This is a genomic window from Hymenobacter cavernae (genome assembly GCF_014641455.1).
In the GTDB taxonomy this organism is placed as follows: domain Bacteria; phylum Bacteroidota; class Bacteroidia; order Cytophagales; family Hymenobacteraceae; genus Hymenobacter; species Hymenobacter cavernae.
The window spans coordinates 100,901-117,219 of the sequence record NZ_BMHT01000008.1 but is presented as its reverse complement, the minus strand read 5'-3'; the positions used below and the strand labels follow the sequence as shown (position 1 = coordinate 117,219).

The 16,319-nt window shown below is 55.5% G+C and carries 16 protein-coding genes; 5 read left to right on the top strand and 11 right to left on the bottom strand.

Annotation, left to right across the window (positions count from 1 at the left end; translation table 11 throughout):
- Positions 1 to 67: 67 nt before the first annotated feature.
- The 4 genes from IEX74_RS19970 to IEX74_RS19955 all read right to left on the bottom strand — a co-directional run bounded on the left by IEX74_RS19970 (position 68) and on the right by IEX74_RS19955 (position 3,987).
- Positions 68 to 904 carry an oxidoreductase gene (locus IEX74_RS19970; RefSeq protein WP_188815806.1) on the bottom strand — a complete coding sequence of 279 codons (837 nt, stop codon included), beginning with the start codon at positions 902 to 904 and terminating at the stop codon, positions 68 to 70.
- Between the two features lie 130 nt (positions 905 to 1,034).
- On the bottom strand, positions 1,035 to 1,883 hold the full coding sequence (locus IEX74_RS19965; protein WP_188815805.1) for an SDR family oxidoreductase: 849 nt from the start codon (positions 1,881 to 1,883) through the stop codon (positions 1,035 to 1,037).
- A gap of 280 nt (positions 1,884 to 2,163) precedes the next feature.
- Positions 2,164 to 3,003, bottom strand: coding sequence for an SDR family oxidoreductase (locus IEX74_RS19960; protein WP_188815804.1), 840 nt, complete (start codon positions 3,001 to 3,003; stop codon positions 2,164 to 2,166).
- Positions 3,004 to 3,084: 81 nt separating this feature from the next.
- Positions 3,085 to 3,987, bottom strand: coding sequence for a helix-turn-helix domain-containing protein (locus IEX74_RS19955; RefSeq protein WP_188815803.1), 903 nt, complete (start codon positions 3,985 to 3,987; stop codon positions 3,085 to 3,087).
- Between the two features lie 119 nt (positions 3,988 to 4,106).
- On the opposite strand from IEX74_RS19955, the gene IEX74_RS19950 reads away from it, so the two are divergent.
- From IEX74_RS19950 to IEX74_RS19940, 3 genes are all read left to right on the top strand, one after another.
- The gene (locus tag IEX74_RS19950; protein ID WP_188815802.1) at positions 4,107 to 4,577 is read left to right on the top strand and encodes a hypothetical protein; all 471 of its coding nucleotides are present in this window, start codon (positions 4,107 to 4,109) and stop codon (positions 4,575 to 4,577) included.
- A gap of 13 nt (positions 4,578 to 4,590) precedes the next feature.
- Positions 4,591 to 5,016, top strand: coding sequence for a helix-turn-helix domain-containing protein (locus IEX74_RS19945; RefSeq protein ID WP_188815801.1), 426 nt, complete (start codon positions 4,591 to 4,593; stop codon positions 5,014 to 5,016).
- Between the two features lie 66 nt (positions 5,017 to 5,082).
- Positions 5,083 to 5,844 (top strand): SDR family oxidoreductase, encoded by a 762-nt coding sequence (locus IEX74_RS19940; protein ID WP_188815800.1) that lies wholly within the window; start codon positions 5,083 to 5,085, stop codon positions 5,842 to 5,844.
- A 77-nt stretch (positions 5,845 to 5,921) separates the two neighbouring features.
- Here IEX74_RS19940 and IEX74_RS19935 read toward each other — a convergent pair whose 3' ends face one another.
- From IEX74_RS19935 to IEX74_RS19915, 6 genes are all read right to left on the bottom strand, one after another.
- Positions 5,922 to 7,787, bottom strand: coding sequence for a tetratricopeptide repeat-containing sensor histidine kinase (locus IEX74_RS19935; RefSeq protein WP_188815799.1), 1,866 nt, complete (start codon positions 7,785 to 7,787; stop codon positions 5,922 to 5,924).
- 100 nt (positions 7,788 to 7,887) lie between these two features.
- Entirely contained in the window at positions 7,888 to 8,691 is an 804-nt protein-coding gene (locus tag IEX74_RS19930; protein WP_188815798.1) for a response regulator, read from the bottom strand.
- 538 nt (positions 8,692 to 9,229) lie between these two features.
- Positions 9,230 to 9,355: a hypothetical protein gene (locus IEX74_RS23395; protein ID WP_262892048.1), complete on the bottom strand. Its 126-nt coding sequence runs from the start codon at positions 9,353 to 9,355 to the stop codon at positions 9,230 to 9,232.
- A gap of 293 nt (positions 9,356 to 9,648) precedes the next feature.
- The gene (locus IEX74_RS19925) at positions 9,649 to 10,110 is read right to left on the bottom strand and encodes a hypothetical protein (RefSeq protein ID WP_188815797.1); all 462 of its coding nucleotides are present in this window, start codon (positions 10,108 to 10,110) and stop codon (positions 9,649 to 9,651) included.
- A 91-nt stretch (positions 10,111 to 10,201) separates the two neighbouring features.
- Positions 10,202 to 10,738: a 2'-5' RNA ligase family protein gene (locus tag IEX74_RS19920; protein ID WP_188815796.1), complete on the bottom strand. Its 537-nt coding sequence runs from the start codon at positions 10,736 to 10,738 to the stop codon at positions 10,202 to 10,204.
- A 24-nt stretch (positions 10,739 to 10,762) separates the two neighbouring features.
- Entirely contained in the window at positions 10,763 to 10,957 is a 195-nt protein-coding gene (locus tag IEX74_RS19915; RefSeq protein ID WP_188815795.1) for a DUF1572 family protein, read from the bottom strand.
- 171 nt (positions 10,958 to 11,128) lie between these two features.
- Between IEX74_RS19915 and IEX74_RS19910 the strand changes: the two genes are divergently transcribed.
- Positions 11,129 to 13,312 (top strand): AsmA family protein, encoded by a 2,184-nt coding sequence (locus IEX74_RS19910; RefSeq protein ID WP_188815794.1) that lies wholly within the window; start codon positions 11,129 to 11,131, stop codon positions 13,310 to 13,312.
- A 41-nt stretch (positions 13,313 to 13,353) separates the two neighbouring features.
- On the opposite strand, the gene IEX74_RS19905 is transcribed toward IEX74_RS19910, so the two are convergent.
- The gene (locus tag IEX74_RS19905; RefSeq protein WP_188815793.1) at positions 13,354 to 14,397 is read right to left on the bottom strand and encodes a hypothetical protein; all 1,044 of its coding nucleotides are present in this window, start codon (positions 14,395 to 14,397) and stop codon (positions 13,354 to 13,356) included.
- A gap of 255 nt (positions 14,398 to 14,652) precedes the next feature.
- On the opposite strand from IEX74_RS19905, the gene IEX74_RS19900 reads away from it, so the two are divergent.
- Positions 14,653 to 16,281 carry an amidase gene (locus IEX74_RS19900; protein ID WP_188815792.1) on the top strand — a complete coding sequence of 543 codons (1,629 nt, stop codon included), beginning with the start codon at positions 14,653 to 14,655 and terminating at the stop codon, positions 16,279 to 16,281.
- Positions 16,282 to 16,319 lie beyond the last annotated feature (38 nt).

Below are 16,319 nucleotides of genomic sequence, written 5' to 3'. Positions count from 1 at the left end.
AAGCCCGCCGCTGAGTCTCAGCGGCGGGCTTTTCTTTTGTAGCGACTTAGAACCTCGAAAAGCAATTCTAAAAATCAGTCGGCTCGCCTAGGTAAGCGAAGTCGTCGATTTCTTTCAGCATGGCCTGGAGCTTCTGGCGAGTCATCTGGTAGGCGAAGCCACCGAGCAGCAAGCGCATGGGTGGATTGGGCAAGCGCACGAGCTGGTACATAGCTTCGGCGGCCTTCACCGGGTCGCCGGTCTGGTTTCCGCTGCGGCCCAGTGAGGCTTTCAAGCCTTCGCCCACAGTGCTGGCGTAGTCAGCAATCTTTGTATCGGTGTAGGTAGCCGAGGGACCCGCCCAATTGGTGCGGAACGGGCCGGGCTCCACGTTGGTGACGTGAATACCTAGAGGTTTGAGCTGCGCGGCCAGCGACTCGCCTAAGCCTTCCAGCGCAAATTTCGAGCTGTTGTAGATACCCGCGTGCGCCATGCCGATCAGCCCACCCACGGAGCTGATATTCAGAATATGGCCCGACTTCTGGGCCCGTAGGTGCGGCAGCACGGCCCGAACGAGACGCAGTGGCCCAAACACGTTCACGTCGAACTGACGCTGCGTTTCCTCTTCTGTAATTTCCTCAATGCTGCCTAGCGAACCGTAGCCCGCATTGTTCACTATCACGTCGAGGTGGCCAAAGGTGTCGAGCGCTTGCTGCACGGCAGCCGTTACGTGCTCGGCATTGGTGACGTCGGCCAGTACACCTAGGCTTTGTCCGGGGGCTTTTTGGGTGAAGGCAGCCACTTGCTCGGGCTGGCGGAAGGTAGCTACCACTTTGTCTCCTTTTTCGAGCAGCAGGGTAGCCAGGGCTTCGCCTAGGCCGGTTGAGGCGCCGGTTATAAACCAGATTTTTTGTGTTTCAGGCATGAGTAGGTCGTGTGAAATAATGCAGTAAGACGCCAAAACAGACCGAATGGTTTGGGGCTAGGTTTCGTTCTTCAGGACGTCAGAAAGCTGTGTCAGGCTACGGAAGGCGCTTTAATCGCCTAGGCCTAGGTTATGCTTCCACAAAGCCAGTAGCTGTAGCGGGTTCCTGCCACTGCTGCATCTCGTGCTGCACGGTCGCAATTTTTTGTTCGGCTGTCTGGTAGGCGTCCTCACCTAGGAACAAATGCACAGGTGGGTTTTCGGCTTCGCTTACCTGAATCAGAAGTGCAGCTGCTTTTTGCGGGTCGCCGGGCTGGTTGCCGTTGATCTGCTCTTCGTGCATCGCCTGCGAGTCGCGCACGGACTGGTAGGCGTCGATGGGTGCTTGAGGCTTGCCCATAGAGCCAGCCGACAGGAACTCGGTGCGGAAGTAGCCGGGGTACACCACCGTGGCATTCACGCCAAATGGTTTCACTTCAGCGGCATACGATTCCGTGAGGCCCGCCACGGCGAACTTGGTGGCGCAGTAGATGCCCCAGCCGGGGAATGCACCCGTGAAACCGCCAATGGAGGAGATGTTAAACACGTGCCCCGCGCCTTGTTGGCGCAGGTGCGGCGTCGCTTCACGTATCACGTTCAGCATACCGAACACATTCACCTCAAAGTTGTTGCGCGCTTCCTGGTTCGATAGTTCTTCCAGCGCACCAACCTGGCCGTAGCCAGCATTATTCACCACCACATCCAGCCCACCTAGGGTGCGGATGGTTGTTTCTAGGGCTTGCCGCACGCTGGCCTCGTTGCCGAGGTCCATGTGCAAGGGCAAGAATTGATTGGTGTTAAGCGGCACAGCGCGTTTTAGCTCCTCCACATTGCGAGAAGTAGCCGCTACTACGTAGCCGGCGGTTAGTAGCTGTTGAACCAGGGTCAGACCTAGGCCCTTGGAGGCGCCGGTCACGAACCAAATCTTCTTGGTAGTCATCGAATGAAAGATCTTGCGAGTAGGAAAGGGAGTCGCTTAGCGCTAGTTGGGCAAATAAATAGAGCATAATAGTTGAGGTAGAAGGTTGACGTATCGGGAGGGCGAGCAGATGCACTGCTGAGCTTATGGCTCGTTGAACGGCTGACGCAGCACACCATTTGATTGTGCCACGCTACTTAGTAGACGAACAACATAGGCATTTGCTTGATACCAACGCGTGAATTTTGTGTTACCTCCAACTACTTCTTCATAACCTCACCCCTAGATGCCCCACTGGGTTTTAAGCATCGAAGCCTGTAGAGGCCGTGAGCGGTTGCCAGGTTTGGAATTCTTGCTGGAGAGTGTCGAGTTTGTGTAAGGCGCGTTGGTAGGCGTCTTGGCCGAGGAGCAGATTAATAGGCGGGTTGGTTTCGGCAGCTAGCTGGATGATGGCCGCGGCGGCTTTGTCCGGGTCGCCGGCTTGGGTGCCGTTCATTTGCAGGTACTTCTCGTGCGAAGCCTGCACCGCTTGGTACGCCTCAATGGGCTGCTGAGCTAGGCTCAATGACTCAGTCGTTAGGAAATTAGTGCGGAAAGCGCCCGGCTCCACCACCGTGACCTTAATGCCGAAATTCGCCACATCGTGGGCTAGCACTTCCGAGAAGGCTATCATTGCAGATTTTGTAGCCGCGTAAATCGCCCAACCCGTCGCTCCTGCAATGCCCGCTATAGACGAAATGTTGATGATGTGGCCGGCACCAGCTTCACGTAAATGCGGTAGTACTTTCCGGATGACGTTCAGCGCCCCAAACACATTCACGTCAAAAGCTTGCCGGGTTTCGGCGTCAGTTAGCTCTTCGATGCTGCCGCCAATGCCGTAGCCAGCGTTGTTCACGACTACATCTAAGCGCCCGAAGGTGCTGATGGCTTGTTCGATGCCTTGCTGCACGCTCGCCTCATCAGCTAGGTCAACTTGCAGGGGCAGGAAAGCAGGAGAGGTGGTGTCGACGGCTTGCGCGAGGCTAGCTAGGTTGCGGGAGGTGGCGGCTACTTGGTGGCCTTCGCTCAGAAGGCGCTTTACCAACGAAAGCCCTAGGCCTTGAGAGGCACCAGTAATAAACCAGATTTTGGGGTTGTTCATCGTTGCTCTGTTTGTACAGTGCAAAACTAGAACCCATCAAAGGCTAGGAGCTTGCCCGGTTCAAACAGATACTTGCGAAAATCAAACAACGCGCATGGTGGAAGGCGCAGTGCCCGCGTGTTTCCTGAAGAAGTTGCTGAAGTGAGCCGGCTCTTCAAACCCCAGGGAGTAGCTAATTTCGGCCACGTTCCAGGCAGTGTGTTTGAGCAGGGCGTGGGCCTCCTGCACGAGCCGTTCTGCAATGAGCTGGGTGGTAGTTTTGCCGGTTACATCCTTCAGTGCCCGGTTCAGATGGTTGACGTGCACGGCGAGCTGGGCGGCAAAGGCATTAGCATTGCGCAGTTTTACTTGCTGGCCCGGCAGCTCAATCGGAAATTGGCGCTCTAGTAGTTCTGTGAATAGCGACGCAATGCGCGTAGCGGCGTTGCTATCGTGGTAAAGGGTGGAGGCGGGTTGCAGCTTTATAGCACCGTGTACCAGCTCAAAGACGTAGGCGCGTAGCAAGTCGTATTTGAAAGCGTAATCGGAATCTATTTCCGCAAAGATCTTTTCGAATAGCTGCTTCGTGGTAGCTAGCTGCTCATCGTTCAGGAAATAAACGGGCTGACCACCGGGCTTAAACACCGGCAGATCCTGGGGCAGCACCGTCATGTGTCGTTGCAGAAAGGCTTCGGTGAAGATGCAGAAGTACCCGGTTTGATTATCGTCGAGAGGCTCCCAATGATAAGGCACCAATGGGTTAGCAAACAGCAGCGCATTGCCGTTTATCTCTACCGTTTTGTCGGCGTAGTGGTACTTGTTGTGCCCGGTAACGAGGGTTATCTTGTAAAAGTCTTTGCGGCTGTAGGGCAGCGCGCAGGCGTTCGGTCCCACGTAGTCATCGAGCCGAAATACGTTGAAGTGCCCGATGTCCTGTTGAAGGTTTTCGGGCATCCAATGGATCTTGTGCTTGTAGAAGTCTTCGAGGGTCTGGGTCTTTGGCATAACCCGAAGTTATGTAAATCAAACGAGATAGGGCTAGGTTGCTTCAAGCTAGGTATGTGCTTTCACAGACCCTAGCTTTGCTGTACATTAGACCTAGCTATTGAAATTAATAATAAAGTATGGGTGTCTGGAGCTTCTTGTTTGGTGAAAACATCCGTGTAGAAGATGAGTATTTTGGAAGCTTGTTGCTTTTAGATGCAAAAAAACCTGAAGAGAGTTACTTTGAAGGCTGGCGAGTTTTTGCGCCGACTGGTCAAGAAATTGAGCTAGGTATTACTGGTAATCTACCAGGACCAACAACCGGGCAAAGAGAGTTCTACCGGCAGGTAGAAATGGAGTATCTTGTTCTCGTGCCTGCTATACAGAGCCTTATTACAGAACGAATTAGAAAGTATAAGCCTGATTTTACAATCCAAGATTTCACAAAAGAATTTTGGCCCGTTTACCTCTCAGTGCCTGCTCTTAATAACGAAGAACAGAGTGCAGAGTGGGAGTTAGGGTTTGAAACTGTCCACGACAAGAATCATATGTTTATAATATATATATCTGTGAAAGGCTTCTTGCCTTATGATATTTCTATGGAAGGTTAACTCAGTTCATCATATGCCCGCAACTACCATCCCCAAGAAAATTCTAGCCCGCCAGCACGAGATAACCGCCGATTTCACCCGCCTCGTGCACGCGCACGTGGATGATTTAGTAGCCGGCCGTGCCACGGAAGCCCTTGAAATCCGCGACTTTGCCAGTCAGCTTTGCATTCATCCTACGCACCTCAGCAACACGCTTAAGCTAACCACCGGCGAAGCGCCTTGTGCTATTTATGAGCGTAAACTAGTAGCAGTTTCCAAAGAGCTGCTGCTCGACTCGCGCTTGTCGATAGCAGAAGTAGCGGCGCGCCTCACCTACGATCCGTCCAACTTTACCAAGTTTTTCAAGCACTTCGTGGGTGTCACGCCCAAGCAGTTTCGGGAACAGACGTGGGCGGAACAGCGGGCCGCCGCATCGGAACTAGTCACCATTATTTCTTAACTACTCACCAGAACCTAGGTCAGCTCGTGCGCCATCTTTGCAGGGTTAACTTTAACACGCAAAACAATGAGCACAACCAAAATAGCATTAGTAACCGGTGGCAGCCGTGGCCTTGGCAAAAACATGGCCCTGAACCTAGCCCAAAAAGGCATCAGTGTAATTCTGACCTACCACACGAAGCAGGCCGAGGCTGAGGGTGTTGTGGCCGAAATCAAGAACCTAGGTCAGCAGGCTGTGGCCCTGCAACTCGACGCCTCCGACGTGAAGACCTTTGGTGGTTTCTTCGAGCAGGTAAAGACCGCCTTGCGCGACACTTTCAACGTCGACAAGTTCGACTTTCTCATCAACAACGCCGGTACCGGCCTGTACGCGCCCTTTGCTGATACCACTGAGGAACAGTTTGATCAGGCGCTGAACATTCACTTCAAAGGTCCGTTCTTCCTGACGCAGCAAGCCTTGCCCTTGCTCAACGACGGCGGCGGTATCATCAACATTTCGTCGGGCCTGACGCGCATCGTTTACCCCGGCTCGTCGACCTACGCCAGCATGAAGACGGCGATGGAAACCCTGACCAAGTACCAGGCGAAGGAGTTGGCCGACCGCCGCATCCGCGTAAATATTGTGGCTCCGGGCGCTATCGAAACCGACTTCGGCGGTGGCCGCACGCGCGACAACAAGGAGATTAACAGTCACATAGCCTCGCTCACGGCGATGGGTCGCGTGGGCCTGCCCGACGACATTGGCCCTGTAGTAGCCTTCCTCTGCACCGACGAAGCCCGCTGGATCGACGCCCAACGTCTCGAAGCCTCAGGCGGGCAGGCCATCTAAACCGGCAAGCTAGGTTTCGTGCGACCATTGCAACCCTGACAGGACTTCAAGCCCTGTCAGGGTTTTGCGTTATCAACCTAGGTGGCGGCGTGCGCTGGTACGTGTTGCGCGATATGCAGGCGAAACAGCGTGCCGGTGTCGTCGCTCAGCTCAAACGTGCCGCCGATCTGTTCGGTCAGGGAGTCAATCAGGCGCTTGCCAAACGAGCCGGTAGCCTGCTGCCATTGCCACTGCGTCAGGCCGGGGCCGTTGTCCTGCACTTCCAGCAGCAGCCCGCCGTAGCTAGCTTCCGGGTCATGACCTAGGTAGATGCGCAGGGCCGGCTGCGCCACCTTGTGGTAGGCATGCTTGAAAGCATTCGTTAATAGTTCATTCAGAATCAACCCCAGCGGCAAAGCTAGCTCTACGTCGAGCATCGCTTGTTCGACGCGTACCATCGAGTTGAACGTCTCTTTCTCACGCCCATAAGCCGTCATCAGGCTCTCGACCAAGTCCGTGATGTAGCGGCGCATGTCGACGGTTGTCACGTTGTCGGACTGGTAGAGGCGCTGGTGAATCAAGGACATGGCCTCCACGCGCTGTTGCCCTTCGCGCACGGCTTTGGTGGCCATCTCGTCGGCCAAACGGTTGGACTGCAACCGCAATAAGCTCGACACAATAGCCAGGTTGTTCTTCACGCGGTGGTGCAGCTCCTTCATCAGCATCGTCTGGCGAACGGCCTGCTCGCTCATGTGCCGGTTGTTTTCCAGAATGGTCTTGTTGGTAATCTGGAGCTGGGCATTGGTGTGCTGAATGGTGCGATACTGCCAGAGCATGACGCCGAGCAGTAAGCCAAGTATCAGAGCACCAATACTTAGCATTATTAACTGCCGCACCTTGTGGGCGTTGTCTTCGTCGAGGCGCAGAATCTGTGCTTCCTTCTTTTCGGAGGCATACGCGGCTTCGAGCTTGGCCACGGCCTGGGTCTTTTCCAGGTTCAGCAGCGAATCCTCGCGCATTTTCCATTCGGCCATCAGGTCCATGGCGTGCGCGGGCTGGCCAGCGGCGCGGTAAGCTAGGTAAGCGGCTTCCAGCGAATTAACTAAGCGGTGCGGGTCCCGAATAGCCCGGCCCAGCGCCAGCGACTTATCCGCTGCGGCCAGGGCCTGCGCGTAGTCGCCCTGCTTGCGGTAGGTCCAGCTTAGGTTGCGGTAGGCGTGTTCCAGCCCGGTCAGGTTATTTTCCACTTCATACAGCGGAATGGCCTGCTCCAGGTACCAAACCGCTTTCGGCAGATCCTGATTGGTGTCCATGAGCAGCTGCGCGTAGTCGGCGTAGCAGACCGGCAGGGAAGAGGGACGGGAGTAGTGTTGCTGCGCCATGGGCATGGCCCGCAGGTAGCAGGCCGCCGCCGAATCAAGCTGACCTAGGTCGCGGAAGATAATGCCGGCGCTGATATAAGCTCGGTTCAATTCCGGAAAGTAGGGACCTTTGCGCGCAAACTGCCGCGCCAGCTTTGCATAGTCTAAGGCTTTGCGTGTAAGCAACTTTACATGCTGCGCGTCGCCCATACGCTTGTAGGTCAAGGCAAGTGCGTTGTAAACAGCCGCAATATTCCGCGCGCGGTTTTTCGCTTCAAACATCGTTAAGGCCTTTTGGCTGAACCCTAGGCTCGCCTCAAACTCGCCCTTGTTGCGAAGCGCCGAGCCGAGCAGCAAATAGCCCTGTGCCTCCCCATAGGAATAGTCGAGTTGGCGCGATACCCGAATGATGTGCCGGCTGCGGGCTTCCGCCGAGTCGTTGTTGATGGACAGCAAGCCTTGTGCGGTTGCGCACCATTGCTTTACCCGGATGGTGTCGGAGGGGCCCGCGGCGACAGGAAGCGGAATTGCACCTAGGTTCTGCCAGTGCGCGAAGGTAAGTAGCAGAACAAGAGCGCTGAAGGCGCGGAATAGATAGCGCATAAACAGGCCTGACCGTAGCCGATCTTTGGAGGGAAAGTAGGCATGGTAGGTGCGTGGGGCGGGGGTGGCGCAAGTAGCAGGCAGGTGTTAGCGACGCAGCTTAATGAAACTGAAAATGCCGCAGAAACGCGTCTTTGTACTGGCGGCCAAGTGGCACGGCCTGATCGCCCAGCATGGTTTCGGTATCGTTGAACGACTGAATGTGCTGAATATTGACGGCGTAGGAGCGGTGTGTGCGCACCAGTTGCGAACAGTTCAGCCGCTCTAGCACCGTGCTGAGCGTGAGGCGCAGCGCGTACTTGCGGGCTGGCGTCACGAGAGTGGTGTACGTGTTGTTGGCTTCCAGTAACAGGATGTCTTTGAGCGGGATACGCACAAACTGGTAGTTGTCTTTGATGAAAACGTACTCACCCAGCTGAAGGATCGTCTCTCGCGAAAGCACCTCTCTGCTGCCGCTCGGTGGCGCAGTGGCCGAAGCAGCGGCTGCTATGTTCTCTGTCGCCGGCGGCGCTGTAGCCTGTTGGTGGGTAAAAGCTCGCAGTGCCACTTCTATGGAAGCGCGCAGGCCAGCGGTAGTGGCGGGTTTGGTGAGGTACGCGGCCGGTGTCGTTTGCAGGGCACGGTCTAGGGTGCCTTTATCGGAAAGGGCTGTGAGATAGATGATCGGGACCGGACGCAGGGCCAGCAGCCTCGTTGCAGTTTCAATACCATCCCAATCACCCTTGATGTTGACATCACAAAGCAGCAGATCGACTTGGTTCTTTTGAAATAGCTCCAGCGCCCGCCGCCCGTTGCTGGCTGTGCCCACCACTACGTAGCCTTCCGCTTCGAGAGTATCGCACAAGTCCATGGCGAGAACGGCTTCGTCTTCTACAATCAGGATATGAACACGATGGTCGGCCATAAAGTAGATAGCGTAGATAGGTAAATCAGAATTCTAAAGTAGACTATTTAGCTTACAAGTACTGGTGTACTTATCTAAAGTAAACTTCTTGCCTGGATTATCCAAAATCAGGCGCGCTGCCATACCAAATTCCGGTATCTACGCACCATACCTAGCGGCTCAAACTCTTTTTCGAAAGCGACTCAGGCAAGAGTGGCACCTTTGACAAGTGCTTCTGCGCTACCACGCACACCTGCTTGACCAACCTAGCTTTGGGCTCAAAGTTAGGCTTGGGCGCGTGCTCACCAGGAGCTACTCTCAGCAAAAGAGCCTAGCAGCATTATTTATTGATCGACAATTATTTACTGCTGTAAATGACCCAGGTTCAGTGGAAGTCAACCTCCCGGAATACGCACGAAAAAGCCTCACTGATAATCAGGAGGCGTTTCATGTAGCACCGGGCTACATACAGAGCATGAAAAAGTAGATGTTGCTTGCCAGTGCGTGATAATTTAAGAATGGTGCTGTAAATACTTGCTTGTAGTTAATGACCAAAAAGTTAGCAGCGCGCTGTGAGCCTTGATTTTTTGTATTCTTCCAGGTTCTGACGTAATGCTTCCAGCACGCGACCATACTGATGCTGCGCATCAAGGGAGGTTTCTAACTTACGCAGGTGAGAGTCCATGAGATGACAAAACTCATCCCGGGAGAAACGAGATTTAGCTACTGACTTTTGCACGATACGTAGATGTGTTGCAGGTGAGAAACTCAGGTTAGATGATAGAGTGCAGCAAGTTTACGTATTGATTATTTAAATTGTTATACCTGAATATCTATAATGATCAATACGTTTGGTAATAATGCTAAACCAATCTATAAAATGCAAATAAAACTGCTAATGTAATTTCTTAAAGATAATTACTTAGTGATAAAATGCAAGCGCTATGCCGTATGGCCATACGGCATAGCCCTTACGGCTTAGAACCGGAATAACGGGCGCGCCGGGTTCCAGATGCCCCACGGAATCATCAGTAGCACCAGTACCAGCGCAATCGTAAACCAGACAAAAGCTAGCTTGTGCTTGCGTACCGGCTCGGTAGCTTTCTTCGATAATGACCGGCCTACCTGCGCACAGATCACCGCCAGAATCATAACCGTGATGTGCTCGACGCCCCAAAAGCGCGTAACGGGATTTTTCATGGCCGCGCCGCCTGCTTCCATCGCTTTCAGGCCTAGTGGGCTGAGACCTAGGTATAAAATCAGGCCGAGCAGGAGTTGTAGGTGCATACTGCCCACAAAAGAGGCTGCCATGCCGTTGTCGGCACCTAGGTAGGGCCGTCGGCCCTGCCAGCCGCCAAGGGCACGGAACACGGCAATTAGGCCAAAAATGAGAACCAGCCAGCGCGTCCAGGAGTGCAGGAGAAGTACGGTGTTGTACATAAGCAGAAAAAAATGGTAGGTGAGGGCTCAAAGGTCGGAGTCAGGCACGAGAAAACCGCCGCCGTTGGGCAATGCGTCAAGCGTTGACTACCTAGCTTGAAAATTTAAATCGCTCTTCGCACACAAACTGAACGCCTTCCTGCCGCAGAATAGCGATGTTGTTGATGGTAATTTTGAGGTTGTACGTTTCCTGATTAAGAAACTGAAGGACAGGCCCTAGCAAGTCGGGAGTGGTGTCGTGCAGCGCCAGTGAGATGTGCGGTAGCCAGCAATCGGGGCTGCTGAACTTATCAGTGCGCAGGCAAAGCGGGGCCGTGGCTTCCAGAATGCGGTGGTGCAGTTGGTTGAGTTCATCGGAGCGCAGTACCGGAATGTAGATGACCGGATTTGGCCCCGGAAAAACCCCTAGGCCCGTGGTGTGCACCGGAAAGGGCGCAGTCGTAGCGGCAATGCTGTGCAACACCTCTTTCAGCGACTCCAGCTTGCGCACCCCAGCCAACTGGTAGGTGATGTGCGGATCGGGGGTGGCCTGCACATCATCAAGGCCGAAGTCCGTCTCCAACCGTTTGATAATCTTATTAATACGCCGGGCGTGAGGGGGGCTTAGCAGAGAAGTGATGGCGAGCATGAATGGCTTTACTTGAAAACGCTACTAGTGGTTGGGCTGGCGCTGAACTTCGCGCGTAAACTGCTCGCTCTGGCCCCGCGTAATGCTAAGCGTCTGCCATGCGTAGCCACGCAAGTACTTGGCCAGCTGATCTAATTGGCCAGTATGGTAAGCGTAGCTCACAAAGCTATGGCGAAAGAAGGCGAGAACTGCCTGCGCAAGTAGGTCGGGAGTAGTCATGGCAGTACTACTTGTGAGATAGATGACCAATGAAATGCTATGCTAGCGGGGTCTAATGTTAGGATAATTGCTGAAAAGACAAGAAAGCGCTGCTACAAGCCTGGTTCAAACGCCTATTCTAAAATCCTTCTTGTGTGGCCTGCGTTAAGGGAAGCTCATTACGATTCTGCCTTGTCTACGCTCCTTCCTGCTTCGCCTTCTGCTGAAATCAACACGACTGCTCAGCCAAGCAGGAGGTGGCTGCGGTGGCTGCTTGCCATTGTGTTGCTGCTGATCGGACTGCTCACGGCAGCTTCGCTGCTGCTGGACCCGTGGCTACGGCGGAAGCTGGAAGAGCAGGTTGCGGAGCGGTCGGAGGGGCGCTACCGACTCCGGCTGGAAGCGCTGCACACAAGCTGGTGGCGCCGCTCAGTGCGGTTGCAGGGCGTGCATCTACAGCCCGGACCGGCAGCTAGGTTTGAAGGCGCCGGTGCTGCCTGGCCGCGTGTGCAACTCGATATGGATGAGCTTTTTGTGACCGGTATTGGCCTCGGAGCATTGTTGCGGCACGGCGTAATGCCCATTCATCGGGTTTTGCTGGATGCACCTAGGGTACGCGTGCTGGCGCTACCAGCTCGTACGGCTGCTGAACCCAGTAAGCCGCTGCACGAACAGTTGCCTTTTCAGCTCCAAGGCATTCGGCTAGGTTCGCTGGAACTGCGGCGGGTGCAAGCTAGCTATGGTGCCGGCAAGCAACCCCACGCTTCTCTACGGCGCGGCGACTTCACTGCCCACGACATTCTACTTAGTGCCGCGGGCGCAACGGATACCCAACGAATAGCCTACGCGGCAGCCGTGGAAATCCGTTTGCAAGGCGTAAAAACAACCGTTCAATATCATAACCTAGGTTTGACGGCCGCGCAGTTTTCTTCGCGGGCGCACCGCTTAACGCTGGATTCACTGCGGAGTGAGCCCCTGCGCGTGGGCGCTCCAGAAGGCGCGATGCGGGTGGCTTTGATGCTGCCCCAAATGGCTCTGACGGGCTTGAAAACCGCAGCCTTGCAGCGTCGTCAGTTCCGGGCTGATTCATTGGTTTTCGAGCAGCCGCGCATCACCTTTAAGCCGCCCACCGTGCCGCCGCCTTCGCTGGATAAGCTCCTGGCACCTTACTTGGATCGGTTTCAGCTCGCGCACGTAGTGGTGCGGCAAGGTGCAGGACGCGTAACCGGCATTGAGCGCCGCCCTAGCGTGCGCGATATAACACTGAGCGGCCACGGGCTGCGCGTGGATGCAGTAGGCGCGCACGATCCAAAGCGCATTCTCTACGCCCAGGCGTGGGAAGTGCAAACCGGCCCCGGCGCGCTGCTGCTCGATGCTCCGTATTACCGGTTGACTTATCAGCGGCTCCGGATAGCTACGCGGCAACGATCGTTGGAAATCAAGGATATATCACTGGTGCCTACCTTGTCGCCGGCGGCGCTCAACCGGCGGAAGCACCACCAGGCGCCGCACCTCACCGTGCGTTTGCCCTACCTAGGTGTGCAAGGCTTCGACTACGCGGCCCTAGCTAACCGCAAGGCGCTGCTCATGCAACAACTCGTCGCGCGGCACCCACGCATTAAGGTGGCCGGAGATGGTCGTTTCCCACTGAACCCGCAGGCTTCAATCGTCACGCCGGATGCGCTCGGACGGCTGCCTTTCCGGGTGGATGTGCGCCGGCTGCTCATTACCGATTGCAACATGTACTTCACCTACTTGGCACCGACCACCAAAAGGATAGGCACCATGAGCCTGAACCGGATGCGGGGTACAATCACCAACTTTACCAACGACCCGCGCCACATGACGGCAACTCATCCGGCAATGGCGCGAGCTTCCGGTTGGTTGCAAAACCGGTGCTACGTGCAGGCCACCTTCTGGCTCCCGTTGCTCGACCGCCGAGGCACGCATCGAATGGTAGGCAGCTTTGGGCCGGCGCCCATTGCCATGCTCAACCCCATGACGCAGCCTTGCCGGCTAGTGAGCTTCAAACAGGGGCAAATCCGGCGCGTGTCCGTGCGAATGCTGGCCGACCGTCGCCACATAGAAGGCGTGATGCAGGCGCAGTACAGCGGTTTACAGCTAACCTTTCTGGCCAAAGATGGTGGTGCCGACCACAAGAACCTGTTTTCGAAAGTGAAATCAAAGGTGGTGAATGTGGTCGTGATTCGGGACCAGAATCCGCGCCGGGGGGAGCTGAAGCCCGGCAGCATCCAGAGCCGCCGCGACTTACGCCTGTCGGTGTTTTCGTTGTGGCGACAAGGCCTAGTGAGCGGAATGCTCAACAGCATCGGGGTGCCCGCAGGAATGGCGCAGAAATTCAGTGAGATGCAGTAAGAACCTAGCTCCCTGGCACGACAAACGACTGCCGACTTCGGCTAAAACTTCACCTTCTGAATAGTAAATCCGGTTGGCGGTGTCTGGTTGTTTTGCAACGAGTTCAGGCCGGAGTAAAGCACATAAGCTTCGAAGGCCGTGCGGCGGGCTAGAGTGGTTGGGTAGGCATTGTTGGGGAGAGCCGAGAACGTACCTAGGTTGGTCGCGCTTTTCCAGTTGTCGGTGCTATAAAGCCGGAAAACCTTGTTCTGCTTGTTAGATACCACCAGCAGGGTGGAATCCTGGAACAGCATTCCGTCGCCGCCACTTAGATCCTGATCAACAGCAACTTGGCTGATGGCTCCCGCTACCTCGCCCTTCACTTCTATTTTCAGCAGCGTGCCCGTATCCGATTTAATGACCAGTAAATAATTGCCGTCGCTGGTCGATTTGTGCACGATGCCATTCATGCCAAAGACGTCCGCTGCCGATGGCGCCAGCAGCGTGTCGCCTTTTGCGAAGATAGTAACCCGGTTCTGCGAGTTGATGCGGTAAATAACTGGCGAGAAGCTGTCTGTCACATAGGCGGTGCCAGCGTTATCCAAAGCTATATCGTTGGCAAAGTGTGGCCCACCTTTACGGAACTGGTCGCTGAGGTTCAAGTAGCCATCTTGTACCCGGATACCGGTGTTACTGTTAAAAATTACTACCCTAGCTAGCTTGCCTTTTGTACGCGTTTTGGAAAGCGCGGTATTGTAGCCGGGGTCTGACACGGCCACCAGCAGCCGGTCGCGGGTAGGATCGAGGCTCAGACCAACGCTGGAAATCAGGCTGGTATCCCGAATAAAGACCCGGTAAATGCCGTCATCCTGCACCCGACCGATGGTGTTACGGGTCTGGGAGCCAGCCAGAAACGTGTTGTTTTGCGCGTCAAACTGTACTCCTTCCGGGTACAAGCCCTGTACGCTTTCATCAACAGTAATCGTATCCTGATGCTTTAGCGATAGGTCGTCGGTGTCGTCGGTGCAGCCAGATGCTACCAGCAGCAGACTTCCCAGGAGCAGACCTAGGGTGAGAGAAGGACGGAAAAGCGACGAAACAGACATTGGGCAGATAAAAGTCTTGACTTACAGAGGATTTAAGCAGCGAAAACATAGCCTGCATACGCCGATGGTAGCTCGTTTTGCTGAAAACCCAGGTAAAAATAGCACAGCCAGCGGCAACCCCGCCCCAAACCAAGGTCGGCAGCGCTAGGAAGCGCGGCGCTATCGAAACGACCAAGCAAGGAGAAAATTGGCTCTGTGGCGTCCTAAGCTAGCTGCGCAAGGCTGGAGCGCCTATCTTACCAGCAAAAAACCAGCATGGATAGAAGACTATTTCTGCGCAACGGTGGGCTGACAGGCCTTGCCTTGTCTACTCTTTCTCTAAGCGCCTGCTCCACGGAAGCCAAACAAGACGAGAACTCGGAAGCTAGCCCTACCGACACGCCCGACGCTTTTGAGCTGAACGAAGTCACCATCGGTGAGCTACAAAATAAGATGAGCAGCGGCCAGCTAACCGCTCGCGCTATCACGGAACTGTACCTGAAGCGCATCGAAGCCATCGACCAAAAAGGACCTAGGTTGCAGGCTGTTATCGAAGTCAACCCCGATGCTCTGGCCCTTGCCGACGCTCTTGATAAAGAGCGCAAAGCCGGCAAGGTGCGCGGCCCGTTGCACGGTATTCCGGTGCTCATCAAAGACAACATCGACAGCGGCGACAAGATGCAGACCACGGCCGGCGCCCTGGCTTTGGCCGGGCATAAAGCTGCACAGGATGCCTTCATTGTTAAGAAGCTACGCGAAGCCGGAGCCGTGCTGCTGGGCAAAACCAACCTGAGCGAGTGGGCCAACTTTCGCTCCACGCGTAGCACCAGCGGCTGGAGCAGCCGCGGGGGCCAGACCAAGAACGCCTACATCCTCGACCGTACCCCGAGCGGCTCCAGCTCGGGCTCCGGAGTAGCAGTGTCGGCCAACTTGTGCGCCGTGGCCATTGGCACCGAAACCGACGGCTCGGTGGTGTCGCCGGCCTCGTGCTCGGGCATTGTGGGCATTAAGCCAACGGTGGGTTTGCTGAGCCGCACCGGCATCATCCCGATTTCGGCCACGCAGGACACAGCGGGCCCGATGGCGCGCACCGTGCGCGACGCTGCTATCCTACTCGGTGCCCTAGCCGGCGTCGACCCAGCCGACGCCGTGACCCAGGAAAGTGCCGGCAAAGCGCAGCCGGATTATACCAGGTTTCTGGATGATAACGGCTTGAAAGGCAAGCGTATCGGCGTAGAAAAAGGCCACCTGAAAGGCGAATCAGACGCGGTGCCGTTGTTTCAGCAGGCCGTTGCGCTGCTCAAAGCGCAGGGCGCGACCATCGTGGAAGTGGACGTTGAGAAGCAGACCGACTCCTTGGGTGAAGCCGAGTACAACGTGTTGCTTTACGAGTTCAAGGATGGGGTGAACAAATACCTGGCGGGTGCCAATGCGCCGGTGAAAACGCTTCAGGATGTTATTGCTTTCAATGCCCGGAACAAGGCCAAGGCCATGCCTTTCTTCCAGCAGGAAATTCTAGAAGCTTCGCAGAAGCTCGACGATCTGGCTAGCCCGAAGTACCAGGCGTTCCTGCGCAAATCGCACAATGGGGCCCGTCAGGCACTCGATGGCGTGCTCAGCCAAAATAAGCTCGACGCCATTGTTGCCATCACCAATAGCCCCTCGCCCTGCATTGATCTGGTCAACGGCGACACCTGGAAAGGTCCCGGTTTCTCTTCGCCCGCAGCCATGGCCGGCTACCCGCACATTACCGTCCCGATGGGGCTGGCCCACGGGCTGCCGGTTGGGTTATCCTTCGTAGGGCCAGCCTACGCGGAAGCTAGCCTGCTCACGCTGGCTTACGCTTATGAGCAAGCCTCGAAGCAGCGTACGGCGCCAACGTTTCGGGCTCCGCTGGTAGGATAGATACTGTACCTTGCTGGGCGGAAAGCTAGGTTTTCCTT

What these genes read in the sequence shown, in the direction of transcription:
- IEX74_RS19970 (WP_188815806.1), bottom strand. Translation starts at nt 904, where the DNA reads ATGCCTGAAACACAAAAAATCTGGTTTATAACCGGCGCCTCAACCGGC.
- IEX74_RS19965 (WP_188815805.1), bottom strand. Translation starts at nt 1,883, where the DNA reads ATGACTACCAAGAAGATTTGGTTCGTGACCGGCGCCTCCAAGGGCCTA.
- IEX74_RS19960 (WP_188815804.1), bottom strand. Translation starts at nt 3,003, where the DNA reads ATGAACAACCCCAAAATCTGGTTTATTACTGGTGCCTCTCAAGGCCTA.
- IEX74_RS19955 (WP_188815803.1), bottom strand. Translation starts at nt 3,987, where the DNA reads ATGCCAAAGACCCAGACCCTCGAAGACTTCTACAAGCACAAGATCCAT.
- IEX74_RS19950 (WP_188815802.1), top strand. Translation starts at nt 4,107, where the DNA reads ATGGGTGTCTGGAGCTTCTTGTTTGGTGAAAACATCCGTGTAGAAGAT.
- IEX74_RS19945 (WP_188815801.1), top strand. Translation starts at nt 4,591, where the DNA reads ATGCCCGCAACTACCATCCCCAAGAAAATTCTAGCCCGCCAGCACGAG.
- IEX74_RS19940 (WP_188815800.1), top strand. Translation starts at nt 5,083, where the DNA reads ATGAGCACAACCAAAATAGCATTAGTAACCGGTGGCAGCCGTGGCCTT.
- IEX74_RS19935 (WP_188815799.1), bottom strand. Translation starts at nt 7,787, where the DNA reads ATGCGCTATCTATTCCGCGCCTTCAGCGCTCTTGTTCTGCTACTTACC.
- IEX74_RS19930 (WP_188815798.1), bottom strand. Translation starts at nt 8,691, where the DNA reads ATGGCCGACCATCGTGTTCATATCCTGATTGTAGAAGACGAAGCCGTT.
- IEX74_RS23395 (WP_262892048.1), bottom strand. Translation starts at nt 9,355, where the DNA reads ATGGACTCTCACCTGCGTAAGTTAGAAACCTCCCTTGATGCGCAGCAT.
- IEX74_RS19925 (WP_188815797.1), bottom strand. Translation starts at nt 10,110, where the DNA reads ATGTACAACACCGTACTTCTCCTGCACTCCTGGACGCGCTGGCTGGTT.
- IEX74_RS19920 (WP_188815796.1), bottom strand. Translation starts at nt 10,738, where the DNA reads ATGCTCGCCATCACTTCTCTGCTAAGCCCCCCTCACGCCCGGCGTATT.
- IEX74_RS19915 (WP_188815795.1), bottom strand. Translation starts at nt 10,957, where the DNA reads ATGACTACTCCCGACCTACTTGCGCAGGCAGTTCTCGCCTTCTTTCGC.
- IEX74_RS19905 (WP_188815793.1), bottom strand. Translation starts at nt 14,397, where the DNA reads ATGTCTGTTTCGTCGCTTTTCCGTCCTTCTCTCACCCTAGGTCTGCTC.
- IEX74_RS19900 (WP_188815792.1), top strand. Translation starts at nt 14,653, where the DNA reads ATGGATAGAAGACTATTTCTGCGCAACGGTGGGCTGACAGGCCTTGCC.